The 16054-nt window shown below is 61.7% G+C and carries 8 protein-coding genes; 2 read left to right on the forward strand and 6 right to left on the reverse strand.

Features of this window, described 5'->3' with window-relative positions:
- Positions 1-7161 carry a hypothetical protein gene (locus FYK55_RS14925; RefSeq protein ID WP_150077241.1) on the forward strand — a complete coding sequence of 2387 codons (7161 nt, stop codon included), beginning with the start codon at positions 1-3 and terminating at the stop codon, positions 7159-7161.
- Between the two features lie 68 nt (positions 7162-7229).
- Here FYK55_RS14925 and FYK55_RS14930 read toward each other — a convergent pair whose 3' ends face one another.
- Together FYK55_RS14930 and FYK55_RS14935 are read right to left on the reverse strand one after the other, a co-directional pair.
- Positions 7230-8636 carry an O-antigen ligase family protein gene (locus FYK55_RS14930; RefSeq protein WP_150077242.1) on the reverse strand — a complete coding sequence of 469 codons (1407 nt, stop codon included), beginning with the start codon at positions 8634-8636 and terminating at the stop codon, positions 7230-7232.
- A 281-nt stretch (positions 8637-8917) separates the two neighbouring features.
- Positions 8918-10213: a replication-associated recombination protein A gene (locus FYK55_RS14935; protein ID WP_150077450.1), complete on the reverse strand. Its 1296-nt coding sequence runs from the start codon at positions 10211-10213 to the stop codon at positions 8918-8920.
- Positions 10214-10248: 35 nt separating this feature from the next.
- Here FYK55_RS14935 and FYK55_RS14940 point away from each other — a divergent pair, with 35 nt between their 5' ends.
- Positions 10249-10746: a DUF1499 domain-containing protein gene (locus FYK55_RS14940; RefSeq protein WP_150077243.1), complete on the forward strand. Its 498-nt coding sequence runs from the start codon at positions 10249-10251 to the stop codon at positions 10744-10746.
- 62 nt (positions 10747-10808) lie between these two features.
- Here the strand turns inward: FYK55_RS14940 and FYK55_RS14945 are convergent, their stop codons facing one another.
- From FYK55_RS14945 to pepT, 4 genes are all read right to left on the reverse strand, one after another.
- Positions 10809-12800: an ABC transporter ATP-binding protein gene (locus FYK55_RS14945; RefSeq protein ID WP_150077244.1), complete on the reverse strand. Its 1992-nt coding sequence runs from the start codon at positions 12798-12800 to the stop codon at positions 10809-10811.
- A gap of 231 nt (positions 12801-13031) precedes the next feature.
- Positions 13032-13589 (reverse strand): septation protein SpoVG family protein, encoded by a 558-nt coding sequence (locus FYK55_RS14950; RefSeq protein WP_235908710.1) that lies wholly within the window; start codon positions 13587-13589, stop codon positions 13032-13034.
- A gap of 61 nt (positions 13590-13650) precedes the next feature.
- Positions 13651-14673, reverse strand: a complete 1023-nt coding sequence (locus FYK55_RS14955; RefSeq protein ID WP_150077246.1) for a 4-(cytidine 5'-diphospho)-2-C-methyl-D-erythritol kinase — start codon at positions 14671-14673, stop codon at positions 13651-13653.
- A gap of 105 nt (positions 14674-14778) precedes the next feature.
- On the reverse strand, positions 14779-16041 hold the full coding sequence (gene pepT, locus FYK55_RS14960; RefSeq protein WP_150077247.1) for a peptidase T: 1263 nt from the start codon (positions 16039-16041) through the stop codon (positions 14779-14781).
- Positions 16042-16054: the final 13 nt, after the last annotated feature.

A 16054-nucleotide genomic window follows, 5' to 3' on the forward strand; every position in this document is an offset into this window, starting at 1 on the left:
ATGAACACGCCAGCGGTTTTTATCGGATTGTTCTATGGCGTGCTTTCCGCAGTTGTCTGCTACGTCGTCTCGATGATCACGGGCGGACTGTTTGCACGTCCCTTCTATCGACTGTACAGCCGGTTCTTGATCGCGATTTGCTCGGTCATGTTGCTGGCTCCGGGGCTGCGATGGGTGGCGATGTCGTCCGACGGCAAGACGGCGACGATTCTGTTGACGCTCGCTCAGTATCTGGTGGTCGGCATCCTGGGTTACGGCGTGTTCCGATTCAATCGCGATTTCATGAAGCGATTGTTTTTCAAACGTCACACCGCCGCTTATTTCATCTTCGGGACGCTTGCCAATGCCACCTTGGTCACGTTGGCGTTTCTGCACGTGGCCGTCACGGCGACACCGGGCTGGACGGAATCGGCAGCGGGACTCGTCTCGGCAGCCAACTACGGGCCCTTCCTGGTCCTCCTGGCCGCGATGGTCTTCCACACGGACTTTCATTTGAAACGCGCTCGTGGCGAGTCACCCCGGTTCGGCCGATTCACGTTTCTGGGCTACGCGATCTCGTTTGTTGGATTGGCTCTGTCGATCGTTCCGCATCTGCATGACGCGATCACGCAGTTGCAAATCACGGCCGCCAGCACACCGCACCTGCACAACTTCTTCAGTGCCCAGGCTCTGTTGATCGCGATCCTGCTTTACGGGTGGCTGGTGTATCGCTACGAATCCATTCCGCCGCTGTTTCTGTTGCTCTTGGCGATTATCGGCGAGTACCACGTGTTGGTCACGCAATGGGCGATCCGGGCCTGGGGGGCAGAATGTTGGGGCATCGCTTCGCTGCCGTTGTTCACCGGCCTGGTCGCATTGGATCACTATTTTTCCGATTGGGATCGTCGCAAGCGGGAGGTGTCCGGTCACATCGCCGATGAGGATGCGATCCGTTTTGCGACGCCGTTCCGATGGGTCGGAATCGGACTGGCCATCGCACTGTGCGCGGTCACCTTGTGGACGCGGTTCTACACAACTCCGGGAGCGTCCCCGGCCTGGCTGTTCTGGACGTTCGTCGTGTACGCCTTGTTCTTTCAGGGGCTGGCGGTATTCCGGCGAACGCCCGCGTTGCTCTACGTGGGCAGTTTTCTGGGTCTGATGGCCGCCCTGTTCGGCATTGAACCGCTGGGCAGCGGGGCATCAACCCTGTTGATCGCATTCCTGAGCGTGGGCTGGGCGGCAACGGCCATCGCCGGACAACGGCGCGGGATGAAACTCAGCTGGTGCACTCCCCTGTCCGACAGCGCCTTGATCGCAGCGATCGTGACGACGGTGATCGTGTTTTCCAAACACCTACTCGGCGAGGCTCCGTACGAATTCCAGCGCGTCGGCCCCTTCGACGCCGCGGCGTTGGTCGCCGCCGCCGGCGCGTTTCTGGGAACCGCCTGGCTGTATCGTTCGCGCGTTCCGGTGTTCGGCTGTCTGATCGCGTTGGCCACGGCCGTTCCGCCCTGGAACGCCTGGATCGGATTGGCAGCGACGGCTGCGGGCGTGATTCTGGAAAGTCGGCTGCGGGGTGAACGCAAGACGGCGTTGGACGATCGAATTCTGATGTTCGGCCAGGTCCCGCTGCCGATGGCCGACGTGCTGCCGTCGCTGTACACCAAGCCGCTGGCCTTTGGCGCCATCCCGCTGACTTTGATCGGTCTGGTGGTATCGGCAACCCATGTGCTCCGCGGCGACCTTTCCACCTTTGTTCTTTCCGGAACGTTCACGGCGGCGATCGCGTTGATCATTTTGACGTGGACTTACCGCACCAAATGGCTGTACCTCACCGCACTCGCCACTTGGTATTTCTCGATTCACTCGTTGGCCCAGGCAACGATCGTCCCCCAACTGCCGTCGAAGGATGTGCTCGGAGCACACCTGCTAGTCGCGTCCGGAATCTCGCTGGCCGGCTGGATCATTGCGAGTGTCTATGCCTGGTGGTGCGGGGCGATGCTCGTGCGAGTCGCGGAAGCAAAGGAGGCCGGATATCGGGAACGCCGCGTCTACTACGCCGGCCTGCTGTATCACGTGACGGGGGCGGCCACGCTTGGCCTGTTGTTTGCCATCGGGTCGACTTGGCTGGCAACGCCCTGCAATCGGTGGTGGCTGATGGCGGCCGCCACGATTTGCACCGGCATCCTCGCTTGGGCCGCGTCGGTCTACCGATCTCAGATCGGATCGTCCCTGGCCTTGGTCGGACTGAGTTTGCTGCTGTTGATCGGAATCGATGCCTTCGGCATTTCGCCCATCGACGGGGCGGCGGTGATCGCAGGTCTGGCCGCCGCTGCTGTCTCCTGTTTCATCCCCCGCAAACGGCCAGCGGAGAATGCACCGACTATCGCCACGACCCAATGGCTAACGGACTCCTCGTTGCTGCAGGCCCAAGGAACCCAGCTTTGGATTCAGCCTGTGTGCGTGTACTCGATCATCTGCACGCTAGCGGCAATTGCCACAACCTTCCGTCTTCCGTCAACGGCTCTCGGCTCAATCGAACTCGCGTCCACGGCCCCACTGGTGTACCTGGCGGCCGCAGCGGCTCTGTTCCTGTGCACGCGAACCTTCCGAAACGTGGGGATCTATGTCGGATCGATCCTGATGGTGTTTGCTGCCGCCCACACCGCGCTGTGGCAGTACGGCTCGATGCTTGGCAGTTCGATCGCTTGGACGCATCTGTCCCTGGCAAGTGTCATCTGCCTGGCATTCTGTTTGGCGGCTGGCGCGTTAGCGACTCTGCTGAACCGTCGCATCCCACCTCCCGATCGGGAGCCATCGAATTGGCTGCGAGACCTGCGGGGATTCTACGCGGGGACGACCGTGCACGTCGCTCTATTCGCATCCGTCGTCGCACTGATCGCATTGGCGTTGGTCGTCCTGCTGGGCGATGATTCGCTCGCCACGCCAACTTGGTGGATGATTGGCGGATGCAGCCTGCTGACAGCGTCCTTCACCGTGCTCGCGCGATTGTACCAGTCTCGCATCCCGGTTTACGGCGCCCTCATCACCGGCAGCATCGGATGTGTCGGGCTCGCGGAAATCCTACTCTCGCCCGCAGCGTGGCATCGGTACGAGATGGTGATGATCCCGTTGGCCGGCGTCGCGCTGGGAGCGGCTTCGTGGCTGATCGCACGTTGGGAAGTCCCGCAGGAATCGCTGGAACCGAAGCGCCCACGGCGACCTTACGACTGCTGGGACAGCCCGCCGCTTCCCATGGTGTCTCTGGACGCATCCCGGTGGAGCATCCCGCTCTCTCACGCATCGGTCGCTCTAGCGCTGCTCGCGCTGGGCCGGGTCGGGTTCGCATGGATCCAGCAGGCGACCGCTTCACAGCCGCCCTGGCAATGGTCCCTGCCGATCTACCTGTCGTCGATCGCCTTGCTGATCGCGACAAAGACGCATCGCACGCGGTGGCTTCGGTTCGCAACCGAAGACGCGACCGCGGCGCCGGATCGGCAGCTGGCGAACGCCGATTGGGCTGAACGCGGTGTCTTGTACGTGTTGTCGATCCTGACGTTTGGCGCCGCAACCCATGCGACGCTGCAACTGGTCGCGATGGGCGGTCTGCCTTGGACACTGGCAGCCGGCTGGCACGCATTGTTGACATCGCTGCTGGTGGTGGCGGGATGGCTGGTGGCCACCGTCTACACACCCTGGCGACGCTCCAGAGTCGCAACCCCCGGTCACGAGCGGAGTGAGTTGCAGGTTGAAGCGGACGTTTCACTTTACAGCGGGTTGCTCCACCAGGTCCTCTTGCTGGTATCCATCCTGACGCTATGCGGTCTTGGTTTCCTGTGTTTGCCGCCACATCCGCTCTCCCTTCCGGTCGCCGGAGCCACGTTCGTCCTGGTGGTTTATTTCGCACTGGCCGGAGACACGTACCGGTCGTCGATCTGCAATTACCTCAGCTTGGCCGCGTTGGCGATGGGGACGGCGGAATGGGCCGCCATTACAACGGCGTCGGACACACTCGTGGCACCTCGAGCGGTTTCATCACTCGCGTTGCTCGGTTTGGTTCTGGCCTGCCTGGCGGTCTGGCTCACGCGATTGCTGAAAACCTCGGACAACCACTTTCGGTTTCCGTTCCGGTTTCCTGCTCCATGGGAGGATTCACCGCTGCCGGTTCAGTCGACCTGTCGAGGCACGGCGTGGCGGAACCCGTTGACGCACGCATCGCTGGTCTTGTCACTGGTGACGGTCGCCGCCGTCGTGATCCGGCATGGTGCTGATCTAAACTTCGCCTCGGGTGCGGCCGATGCGGCGCTGACCGGATTGGCTGCGTTTGCCACCTTGCTGCTGTCAGCGCGACTCTACAACAGCCCGGGCTGGACCTACGTCGCGGCGACGATTCTGGCGGTCACTTCGGTTCCCGTGCTGTCACTGCTGAATCGAACCGATGCACAGCTGGGCATCGTGCTCGGCGCGCTGGCGGTAGGGTTCTGGATCGCCGCGGTGTTGGCCGAATGGCGATCCGCATCCCGCAGCGCCGGTCAATCGTTCTCCGACCAGGAACGCAACGGTCCAACAGCGGCCGAGCAATTGATTCGACTGTACGCCAATCCCTTCCTGCGATGCTCGGCCTTCCTTTCCATCATCGCGATTGGCCACGGTCTTGCGGTCTGGAACCTGGAGGGCTGGTCTGCCGCACAACCAACATTGTTCATCGCATCCGCTCTGGGAGCGATCAACTTCCTGCTGAATGCTCGCACGATGTGTTCATTGAGGCAGCCGAATTGGGCGCAGACACTGGTGTACCTGGCATGCACGTCCTTCTTGATCGGATACCTCGCATTCAATTCGATTCAGTGGCAGGACTTGATCCAACTGGGTCCCTCCACGGGCGTGGCGGCTTTGGCGATGTCGGTTCTCGGCTGGATGCTTGTCGCCAGTGGCCGATCGGCCACTCCATCGGAGCCGCAAAAGATCACGGCCCGCCTGTCATTTGGGCAACCGTTTTCCCGGTTCGCATGGGTGCTGTCATTCACATCCATCACCCTGTCGATTCTGTCGATCGTGATCCTGATTGAGGGAACCGCCTCGTCATCGGCCGCTCAAATCGAGTGGGGCGTTCCGGACCGGGCTCAGCTCTGGACCCCTGCGATCGCCCTATTGCTCGCCGGAGCCGTGGCCGCGATCAGCGTTCGGGTGGAGCGGCGAATCGGTTGGTTGCACACCGCGGTGTTCCTGGTCTCCAACGGGGTCATCCTGCTGCTGACCAGCCTGACCTCCTGGCCTTTGCACACGATGACCATCGCCATCCTGCTGTGGATGAATGCCTTGATCTTTGCGGGGCAACTTGTCAAGGCGAACCGAACCAGGGCTCGAAAGCTGCTGGGGTTGCCGGACACCCATTGCGAACGCCCGTTCCTGGCCTGGCCGTTGGTGGTGGTCGTGGTGATTCTGAGTGGTGAATTTGGGTTCCTGGCCAACGCGTACCTGGGATCCCGCTTCAGTTTGATTCGCACGCCGGCCGTCACCGAATTGAGCAACACCTGGCCGTGGCTGCGTGTGAACCTGCTCTGCGGGTTAGCTTTGCTGCAGATCTTTATTCTGCATCCACGCAGCGCGTACCTGCACCTGCTGGTGGGATCAAGCATCGCGTGCCTGGCGGGAATGGGACTGTCAAGCGTTTGGGGGATCACGCCGGACGTTGCCATCGCCACCCTGGGACTTGGGTGGGGTCTGCTGGCGGCCATCGTCCATCGGCCGTCCGCTGGAAAGTTGAGCGGATGGATGCGTCTGCCCGTGTCATCGGGCCGGCGAGCGGCAGGCGAAAGAATCCTGCGTGGTTGGTCGATTGCGTTGATTGGAACCGCCTTGGCGATCACGCTGCCGGTCGGAATGCACTCTCGCCCCGATTACCCGAACGTGTCGATCACCCTGCTGCTGGCAATCCTGGCGGCGCTAACGATCGGGCTCCGCTGGCGTGATGTCCGCGGCATCTTTGTCTCCGCGGCCCTGTTGCCGCTATGCCTGACCGCGACTTGCGTGCACTACGGCTACCAACAGCAGCTACTCGGATACGGCGGTTTGGTATCGGCGTTGATCGCGACGATCTACCTGGGCGTCAGCCGAATGCTGCTGAGTCGTGGCGATGGACCGGGGACCGATTCCTTCCGCGTCCGTGTCGCCCAGGGCTTGCTGGTGGTCGCCGACGCGCTCGGCGGTGCGGTCGCGATCCTTGCGGTTTGGTCCGTCGTTGCGGCTCAACCCACGGTCTCCACCGCTTTGTCCCTGCTGCTGATCAGCCTTTGCTGGGTTTACATGGCGTGGCAATCAGGCACGGAACGATACGTCTTTTCGGCGCTCGTGGGATTCTTCGTCGCGGCGATCTACTGTGGTCACAGCGTCCTGGGGATCGACCTGATCGGAAACTCCATCGCCGCATTCCTGGTGATCGTCTACGTTTATTTGATGTATGCCGTGAACGTACTCTGCGGCCGATCGGGCGACGAAAAACTTCAGGCGTTCGTCCGTCCCAGCTACATCGTGGCACTTGCCTTGCCGGCCACGTTGCTGGCCGCCGTTCCGTTTGAACAACGTGGTCCAGCGGCGTTCATCCTGTTGGCCGCCGCATCGTTCTACTTTACCGTCAGCCACCGGACTCACACTCGTTGGACGTCCTACGCCGCGATCCTGCTGGTCAATGTGGCAATCTATTTGTGGGTTCCGACGGCCCGGCAAATCACCGGGCTGTACCAACTGTACGTGATCCCTGCGGCGATCACGGTTCTGATCTTCGCGCACCTGCATCGCCGAGACCTGAATCCAAATGTCTTGTCCGCGATCCGACTGGGGGCGACCAGCTTGATTCTGGCCGTCTCCACGTTCGAGGTCTTTGTCTCCAGGGAGTCCAGTCTGCTTGAATTCGTCGTTGTGCTCTCGCTCAGTTTGGCCGGCGTGGTGGCGGGGATTGCGCTTCGCATCAAACCGTTCGTTTACACGGGACTGGCGTTCTTGATCCTGAACGTCGTCGGACAACTCGGCCTGCAATTCCATCGGGAAACAGGCGTCACTCGTGCGGTGATCCTGATCGCGGTCGGATTGCTGGTGCTGGTGGCGATGATCTTTTTCAACGTCCATCGAGAACGGATCCTGCGTCAGTACCGCGGTTTCCTGATGGACGACCAATGGAAATAGCGTTCAGAGGACCTGGTCGGCGACGTCCCTTGATCGATGCGACAACCGTTGGCGACGCCCCGGCCACGTCACAAAGGCGAAGATTCCAAACGCGGCGTCGATCGTGAAGCGGGCGCTTGGCCGGTGGACAACGGCTCGTCCGCCTGAAAGCCGTTGCCAGCGATGGTCATCAGCGGGCCAGCCGTCGCGAGCAAGAACATTTGCACCATCGGGATGATGGTCATGTCATGGAACAGGGCGTTGGGCAGGTAAGCTGCCAGTACGGCCAATGTGAACAGACCGATTCTTCGGCGGGCCAGTGGTGCTTCCCGATCGTGGGCCATCCGCCATCCGCCCGCGGCCAGCCCCGCCAACACCGCCAGAAAAAGTGCCAGGCCGACCAAACCGGAATCCACCAAAAACGCCAGGAACGTATTGTGGTGTCCGTAATCACGAGCCTGCTCCAGCGGCAATCCGTAACGGCGGATCGTGTGGTACGAATCGTGGTGTTGAAAGTATTGCCCAAATCCGTGTCCGGTCAGCGGCCGATCCTTGAACATTTCCCAAGCCACCGTGGCCAGCAATGGACGAAGCTCGACCGATTTGGCGGCGTCGGCGGCGGACAGCGCTTTGTCGCGTTTCATCGCCAACAGGTCATCTTTCAGGCCGGTCATCAGCAGGCCGGCGATCAACACTCCGGTCACCAACCCCAAAACGCGCGTCCACCGCGGAACATGAATGAACGCCACGACGATGACGGCGGCAAGAAGCCCCAACCAGACGCTCCGGGTCAGCGTCGCGTAGCCACCGAGCATCAAAATCAGACCGAGTGCCAACGCAACGGCTTTGCCGCGACGATCCGCACCGACGAATCGAGCACACACCGCGGCCAGAGCGATGCCCATCACAAACCCGTTGCCGACGGGGTTCAGCAACGGCCCTCGCCCCCGCCCATAGAACTCCCAAAGATTCGGGTCCAGCATGAACTTCGGAAAGACCAGTGCGTGCAGACCGGTCATCTCGCACACCGCGGTGAACGACAGGTACACCCCCAGCCCGATCAGGGCGTTAAGAAACCAATCGAAATCCCGCTGTCGGATTCTTGCCAGCCGCCCGATGAAGTAGGTCGCGACCGGTAAGAAGATGTAAAACAGCCAGCGCCCCGTCGGATCGACGTGTGCCTCGGCGACGTTCCCGCCGCGGCTGCGTAGTAACAGATAGGCCGTCAGGACCAGCAGACACCAATCGATTCTCGTCGGCGTCAGCGGCGTCGTTTTCCCCAGCCGCCAATGCACCATCGCTGTCAGCGTCAACGCCACCCACAGCAAGCGATCCAAACTGATTTGCACGGGACCATCGATGGCAAAAAACGGCGGGCCGAAAACCGTTCCGACGATCAGCAACATCGCCAAGCCCCGAATCAGACGCCCGTCCTTCAGCAACGGAGCAACCCACACGGAAATGGCGATCGCAAACAACAATGCCAGCAGGTTCATCGGCCGCGAATCGTTCCACAAGAGTCTGGTTTCCGGAGCATGCCCGTGTGATCCGGACACGCCGACGCTGAAACATAGGTGGAAAGTCGCACCGCTCACGCGGTTTTAGCTGGAATTCTGCGGTCCGGGGCCATCGCCATGCCGCGGCTTCGGCCGGACGGGCTTTGAATTGCTGCGCCGCGGGAGCGTGGCGCGCCGAAACGCCGGATTGTTCGCTCCAGTCGTGCCGATCGGCGCAACCGAACCGAGCTCTTCACCGCGAAATGAAACCTGCCGCAGCCTCAGGGCTTCAACCGCTGACGAATCCACTCTTTCCGCTTTTGCAACTCTCTTTCAAACCCGCGTGGAACGGGTTCGTAGTAGACGCGATCCACGCCAAGGTAGTCCTGAGCGGCGATCCCATCGGGCGCGTCGTGGCTGTAGATATAGCCTTCGCCGCGTCCCTCTCGATCGGCCGTGGACGAATGGGAATCCCGGAGATGCTGGGGCACGGTCACCCGGCGCTGCTGCCGAACATCCTTCCGAGCGCTGCCGATCGCAACCGTCGCCGCATTGCTTTTGGGCGCCAACGCCAGGTAGCTGACGGTTTGAGCCAGCATGAATTCGCTTTCCGGCAGGCCCACCCACTCGCACGCTTGCATGCACGCCACCGCCATGGGAAGCGCCTGCGGATCAGCATTGCCAACGTCCTCGCTGGCCAAGATCACCAAACGACGACACAGAAACCGCAGATCCTCACCGCCCTCCAGCATCCTGGCCAACCAGTAGATGGCGGCGTCGGCATCGCTGCCACGGATGCTCTTGATCATTGCGCTGATCAGGTCGTAGTGGTCGTCCCCGGTTCCATCGTAGCCAGCGATGCGGCTGCCGATCGACTCCGCGGCGGCGTCCCGATCGACCGGTTTTCCGTCGCTGCTTGCCACGGCGATTTCCAGAGCCGTCAGGGCGCGCCGGGCGTCTCCCTCGCAGGCGTCCGCCAGGAACTCCAGTGCCTCATCGGAAACCGTGGCCGGCTGAGCCAGCCCGCGTTGCGGATCAGAAAGCGCCCGGTTCAGGAGCACCTTGATGGATTCGGGGGAAAGAACTTCCAGTTGAAACACTTGACTGCGACTGATCAACGCCCCGTTGACCGCGAAGTAGGGGTTGCTGGTTGTCGCGCCGATCAGCGACACCACCCCGGCCTCGACATCAGGCAACAATGCATCCTGTTGTGTCTTGCTGAACCGGTGAATCTCGTCGATAAACAGGACGGGACGCGGCTCGCCGCTGGCCACCAGATCGGTCGCCCAGGCCAACGCCTCGCGGACTTCTTTGACGCCCCCGGTGACGGCGCTCAACGGCCGAAAGCGGCTGCCCGTTTCGGAAGCCAACAGGTGCGCCAAGGTCGTCTTTCCCGTACCGGGCGGCCCGGCCAACAAGATCGATCCCAATTGCCCGGCATCCACCATCCGCCGCAACAACTTGCCGGGTCCAAGAAGATGCTGTTGTCCGACATAATCCTTCAAACACTGAGGCCGCATGCGGGCCGCCAAAGGCTGCGAGGCGTGAAGGAAGTCCTGTTCCTGAGATTCAAACATCGACGGGGTTTGAGACATACCGCACCGGACTGGAAATGAAGAAAACGCCAAACAGGGGGATGAAAATGATCGGCTGGATTGCGCTGATACTGACCGCCTTGATTCTCGCGTCCGTGGCGTGGCGGATCGACGACTGGGGCCGAGATTTTGTTCAGAACACCGCCGAGCTGGAGCCGGATGCTCAGCGTCCCGAACTCCGCCCGGTTGAACTGAACCGTAGCCTTGACCAAGCGAGCCGCGACGTCCAGGCCTGGGCGGAGCAACAGGCCAATTGGCAGTGGATCTCGACCGATTCCAGCCCCACCCGGTCGGAAACGACCGTCAAGCTGACCCGGACCACACCCGTGTTCAAATTCGTCGACGATATCACCGTCACCCTACGACCGATCGACGGCGAAGAAAAGGTTCAACTGCGGGCGCGAAGCCAATCCCGCGTGGGCAAAGGAGATTTGGGCCAAAACCCGCGCAACCTGATCGAACTGGTGCGTGGACTCTCCGATCGCGGAGCGTCGGACGGACACCCGCGCGGCTGACAGCGTCGATATTCCGGGCGAGCTAACCGCGGTTTGGTTTTCGACGGTCGGCTTTCATGCCATCAGGCGGCTCGGGGCCGCTCCGATCCGCACAGACTCTGGTAGAAGCGATTCGTTCCGACCAGTTGCTGGTGCGTGCCGCTGGCAGCCACGCGTCCCGATTGGATCACCACGATCCGGTCCGCCATCGCCAGCGTCGTCGGCCGGTGAGTGATCATCAGCCCCGTGCGGCCCACCAGGAACTTTTCCAGCGCCTTGTGGATCAGCTGTTCGCTTTCCATATCGATCTGGCTGGTCGCTTCATCCAAAATCAAGATGTCGGGATCGCGCAAGAACGCCCGCGCCAACGCGATCCGCTGCATCTGACCGCCGGACAACCGCATCCCGCCAGATCCCAACAGCGTCTGGTACCCTGACGGCGTCTTACGGCGAATGAAGTCATCCGCGAACGCCAGCTTGGCGGCCCGCACCACGTCGTGGGCGTCCGCTCCGGGACATCCGTAGCGAATGTTGTTTTCGATCGTGTCGTCAAACAGCACCGTCCGCTGAGTCACCAGCGCCAAGCGTCGCCGCAGGTCCCGTGTTCGCATTTGGTTCAACGGCGCATCGTCCAGCAGCACGCTGCCCGACTGGGGATCGTCGAAGCGACAAAGCAAACTGACCAAGGTGCTTTTGCCGCTGCCGTTGGGACCGACCACGGCCACGGTTTCGCCGTGCCGAATTTCCAAATCGATTCCCTGAAGCACCTTGGGACCCGACGGGTATTGATACTCGACATCCCGGAAGCGAATGGATCCGTGCGGCCGACTGGGTGAGATCGGGTTGGCGGGTTCATCCACACGGATCGGCTGATCGATGATCTCCATCACGCGAGACGAAGCAGCAATGCCGCGTTGCAACCCGCTCCAAACGTCCGCCAGTTTTCGCGCCGGATCGGAAGCACCGATCAGGAATCCGAAGAACAGCAGGACCTGGCCGCGTTCCAACGGCCCGGCGGACATGCGCAGTCCGAACAGGTGCGTTTCTTGATTGAGCACCAAGTATCCGCCGGCCAAAATGGCCAGGGCGACCGTCGTCATCCCCATCAACTCGCTCGTGCCTCGGGCCAGCGTGTTGTAGAACGCCATCTTCATTGACTTGCGGTAGTACGCATACGTTCCGCGGCGGAGCCTGGCTCGCTCGAAAGCCTGTGTGTTCGAAGCCTTGACGACGCGGATGCCGGCGAACGAATCGTTCAACATGCCGTACAGTTGGCTCATCTCCTCCATCGCACGCCGACTGGCCCGCCGAATCGCCCGGCTGAGTTGCTGCATGACCACGGCAACAAGCGGTGAGACGATCATCACCAGCAACAGCAACCGCGGACAGACGTACGCCGCCCCGACCAGGCAGGCCAGCATCTTCAGCGGTTCGCGGATCATCCGGCCCAACAACGTGGACACGCCGGCCGAAACCAGCGCCACGTCGTTGGTCAAACGAGCGGTCAGGTCCGAGGAACCGTTCTCTCCAAAGGCGTCCAAATCTAAACGCAGCGCCTTGCGAAAGAAAGTTTCACGCAGGTCGATCGCGGTCCGACCGGCAATGTATTGCACCCACATCAAGTTGGCGCACAGGGCGACCAGCTTGAGCGCCGTCCCGCCGACCAAGAACGCCAGGATGAACAACAGGGTCCCGAACGGTGTCTCCGGGGCGTGATCCTTCACCCAGGGCAGCACCCGCTGATAGCTTGCCACCTTGCTCTGCTGGTAACTGCGACGATCGGCCAACAGTTGGGCCGATTTGCTTGGCATCGCACCCGTTTTAGCCGGCACCCCGGCCTCGGCGCGACGAATCTGTTCGTCCAGCGATTGGATCTCCTGCTCAGCGGTCTCCACCTGGTGCGCCACATACTCGGGCAGCGTTTTTCCGTCAAAGACGACCTCCACCAGGGGATAGAGCGCGCTGATATTCGCGCTCCACAAAACTGCGATCAACAGCGAGGAAGCGACAATGCCGATCAGCGCCCACCAGCGGCGAAAAGCCGACTTCAAGACGCGAGCGAAGGGAGTTCTCACGGGGCCGTCCTTGGTCACCGCTGAAGGTTCATGCTGTCAAATCTGGGATTCGGTCACAGCCGCCCCCGACGGTCAGATCGCACCGGAGAACGCGTTTTGTGCCGATGCGTTCTCTTTTAACGAACCCCCAGCTTCGCGACCAGGGCGTTCTGGAGGCCGGAACGTCACGGCGATCGGTTTCTCGATCAGCGGAACACGATCGCTGCGACCGCGGGTTCGGTCGGTCGCGGTTCAGAAAATACCGGCGCCGAACTGATCGTCATCGCCTTCGCCACCCGACTGCCCCCCGCCTTCCGGGCGGGTTTCGCTGGGTTGCGTCTCACCCGGACGCGCCTCGGATTGCCGCGGCGGTTGCAGCTTGCCGTGGGGCGGGTCGACGTACGCCGTTTCCACGTCTTCACCGGCGTCCATAAAATCGTCGTCGTACCGCGACCGATACCCGGGCTGTTCGCATCGTTTCAGCTCGGCATCGAACTCTTCGATCACCGCATTCTGAATCATCTCACGGCACTCGCTGTTGATCGGATGCGCCACGTCGGCGTACAGCTTCTGGGGCGAATCCAAAGCACCATCCTGGTCAAACGACAACTTGTTTCCGCAGTTGTTGCAGTAGTTGGCGCGGAGATGGTTTTTATGATGGCACCGGCTGCAGTGACCGGTCAATTTGCGACTGGGCATGGCCACGAACGGCCCGTTGGCTCCATCGATGATCTTCAAGTCGCGCACGACAAAGCATTCGTCGATGGTGATCGAACAGAACGCGCGCAGCCGGTCCTCCGAGGACTCCATCAACTTGATCCGAATCTCCGTTATCTCCACGCTTCTGAACTCCCTCGCTGATGACGGCTGGTCAACTTGGCTCGATGGTGATCTCAGCCGAGGCGGAGACCATCTGAACAGCTTGCAGCAAAACTCCCGGTTGCAACTCGCCCCGCAAACGCTCCACTACCTGCCGGGCGTGCCCTTGGTCACGGGCTATACCGAAACACGCCGATCCGCTTCCGGTTAGTTGACACGGTTGCAAGCCGGATTGCCACAGCGATTGTATCAATTCGCCAGTCCGCGGCAGAATTTCCGCAGCCGGTTCTGTTAACCGATTCATCATCAATGCGGCGAACGCCTGGCGATCTCCGGCCTCAAACGCCCGCACAAAGCCGTCGGCCGACACCGGTACGCCCGGCACCCTCAGCCGCCCATAAACCGCGGCCGTCGAAAGCGGCGAGGCCGGATAGGCCACGACGAAGTGGACAGGCGTGCAGCAACTAACCGGCGTCAGGCGCTCTCCGCGACCGCGTGCCCGAGCGGCCCCCGGCCCCGGTCCGGCCAAGGCCAGCGAATCAGATTCGCCACCAGAGGCCAAATCCAACCCGAACCGGCCCAAAAAGAAGGGCACATCGCTGCCAACCGACGCCGCAACCTCGACCAGATCGCGGTTCTGCAAAGGAATATCGTGCAGCCGGGCCGCACAGGCAATCGCGTGCGCCGCGTCGCTGCTGGCGCCGCCCAACCCGGCGCCGGCCGGAATTCGTTTTCCCAATTGCACCGAGAAACCGCCCGGGATCGCGAAACGTTCGCTGAACCGCCGCAGGGCGACACTGACCAGATTTGTCTGATCGGTGGGAATCTGCAGCGCGACCGGAAGGCGGTCGCCGCCGGTGGACAGCCCCAGATCCTGGGAAATGGCCTCGGCCGAGGGCAACCAATCTGCCGTCAGCCGGACCCCGGGCTGGTCGCTGCAACGCACCGTCAATTCATCCCGCCAGTCGATCGCCACCATGACCGTGTCGATCTCGTGATAGCCGTCATCACGCCGGGCGGGAATCTCCAGGAACAAATTCAGCTTGGCGGGCGGCGAGGTGCGAGCAACGGTCATCGGATCGCCAGATCATTGGGCTTGCGCGACGTGGAAACGGGATTTGACATCAGGGCGATGCTTCCCGGCAGGGTTCAACTGCGTGACGGGTTGCCAGGATCCCTGTCATGTCCGCTGGTTGGACCACAGCGACAACAGCTCCACCAGATGCTCGGTCGCGGTCACCATTTGATCCAAACAGGCGAATTCGCGAACACTGTGGATATTGTGCTGACCGCTGGACAGATTCGGCGTTGGCAATCCCTTTTCGGTCAGCGCACTGCCGTCGGTTCCGCCGCGGATGATTTCTTTGACACAGGGCGTTCCCAGATTCTGGAAGGCTTGTTCCGCCAACGTCACCGATTCGGGCAGCTTGGACAAACCGTCACGCAAGTTCCGGTACTGCCGATCGATGACGATTTCGAACTTCACCCCCGGTACCGCCGATTCCACTTCCGCCGCGGCGTTGCGAATGACTTCGGCATAGTGTTCCAGTCCCGACACCTCAAACGACCGCAGCAGCAACTTGACGGTCGCTTCGCCGACGCCTCCGGAAATGGAGTAGGGATGCAAGAAGCCTTCGCGACCTTCGGTGGTTTCAGGCGAATCGGAGGTCCGGGGCAGGGCAGCCACGAAATCTGCGGCGGCGCGAACGGCGTTGACCATCCGGCCCTTCGCGATGGAAGGATGAATGTTGTCTCCGATCACGCGGACCGTCGCGGCGTCGGCCGAGAAGGTTTCCACATCGATCACTCCTGCGCCGCCGCCGTCGACGGTGTAAGCAACCGCCGCATCGAGTGACTCCAGATCGATCTTGTCGGTCCCCCGACCGATCTCCTCGTCACAGGTCATGACGACCTTCACATCGCCGTGAGCGAGGTGCGGATTCTCGAGCAGCGTTTCGGCCAGTTCCATGATGATCGCGACACCCGCTTTGTCATCACCGCCCAACAGCGTGGTGCCGTCGGTGGTGATCAACGTCGCTCCGACCAGGTCCTTCAACGCCGGGCAGGCGTCGACGCGGATCCGATCGCCGTTGGCAAGTGGGATGTCCCCACCGGCGTAGTTCTCAACGACTTGAGGGCGGACGGGATCGCCGGGTGCTTCGGGCGACGTATCCATGTGAGCGACCAAGGCGACCGTGGGCGTGTTGCCCGCGCCGCTCTTGCCCGCACCGTTCGTCGACGGCACGGTCGCGTACACCAAGGCATGCTCGTCTTGCCGCACGTCGACCGCGGACATGGCCACCAGCTCGTCCGCCAACAAACGCCCCAGAGCGCGCTGACTTTCCGTGCTGGGGTAACACTGACTGTCGGGATCCGCCGAGGTGCCCACGCGGACGTATCTGAGAAAACGTTCGAGCAATCGCTGTCGGTTGATTTCGATCATGGGGTGGTTTGTG

The organism is Roseiconus nitratireducens, from assembly GCF_008629675.1.
Taxonomy (GTDB): Bacteria; Planctomycetota; Planctomycetia; order Pirellulales; family Pirellulaceae; genus Stieleria; species Stieleria nitratireducens.

Excerpts from the sequence above, each read along its gene's own strand:
- pepT (WP_150077247.1), bottom strand. The coding sequence starts at position 16,041 with ATGATCGAAATCAACCGACAGCGATTGCTCGAACGTTTTCTCAGATAC.
- FYK55_RS14935 (WP_150077450.1), bottom strand. The coding sequence starts at position 10,213 with ATGTTTGAATCTCAGGAACAGGACTTCCTTCACGCCTCGCAGCCTTTG.
- FYK55_RS14955 (WP_150077246.1), bottom strand. The coding sequence starts at position 14,673 with ATGACCGTTGCTCGCACCTCGCCGCCCGCCAAGCTGAATTTGTTCCTG.
- FYK55_RS14940 (WP_150077243.1), top strand. The coding sequence starts at position 10,249 with ATGAAGAAAACGCCAAACAGGGGGATGAAAATGATCGGCTGGATTGCG.
- FYK55_RS14925 (WP_150077241.1), top strand. The coding sequence starts at position 1 with ATGAACACGCCAGCGGTTTTTATCGGATTGTTCTATGGCGTGCTTTCC.
- FYK55_RS14950 (WP_235908710.1), bottom strand. The coding sequence starts at position 13,589 with ATGGAGTCCTCGGAGGACCGGCTGCGCGCGTTCTGTTCGATCACCATC.
- FYK55_RS14930 (WP_150077242.1), bottom strand. The coding sequence starts at position 8,636 with ATGAACCTGCTGGCATTGTTGTTTGCGATCGCCATTTCCGTGTGGGTT.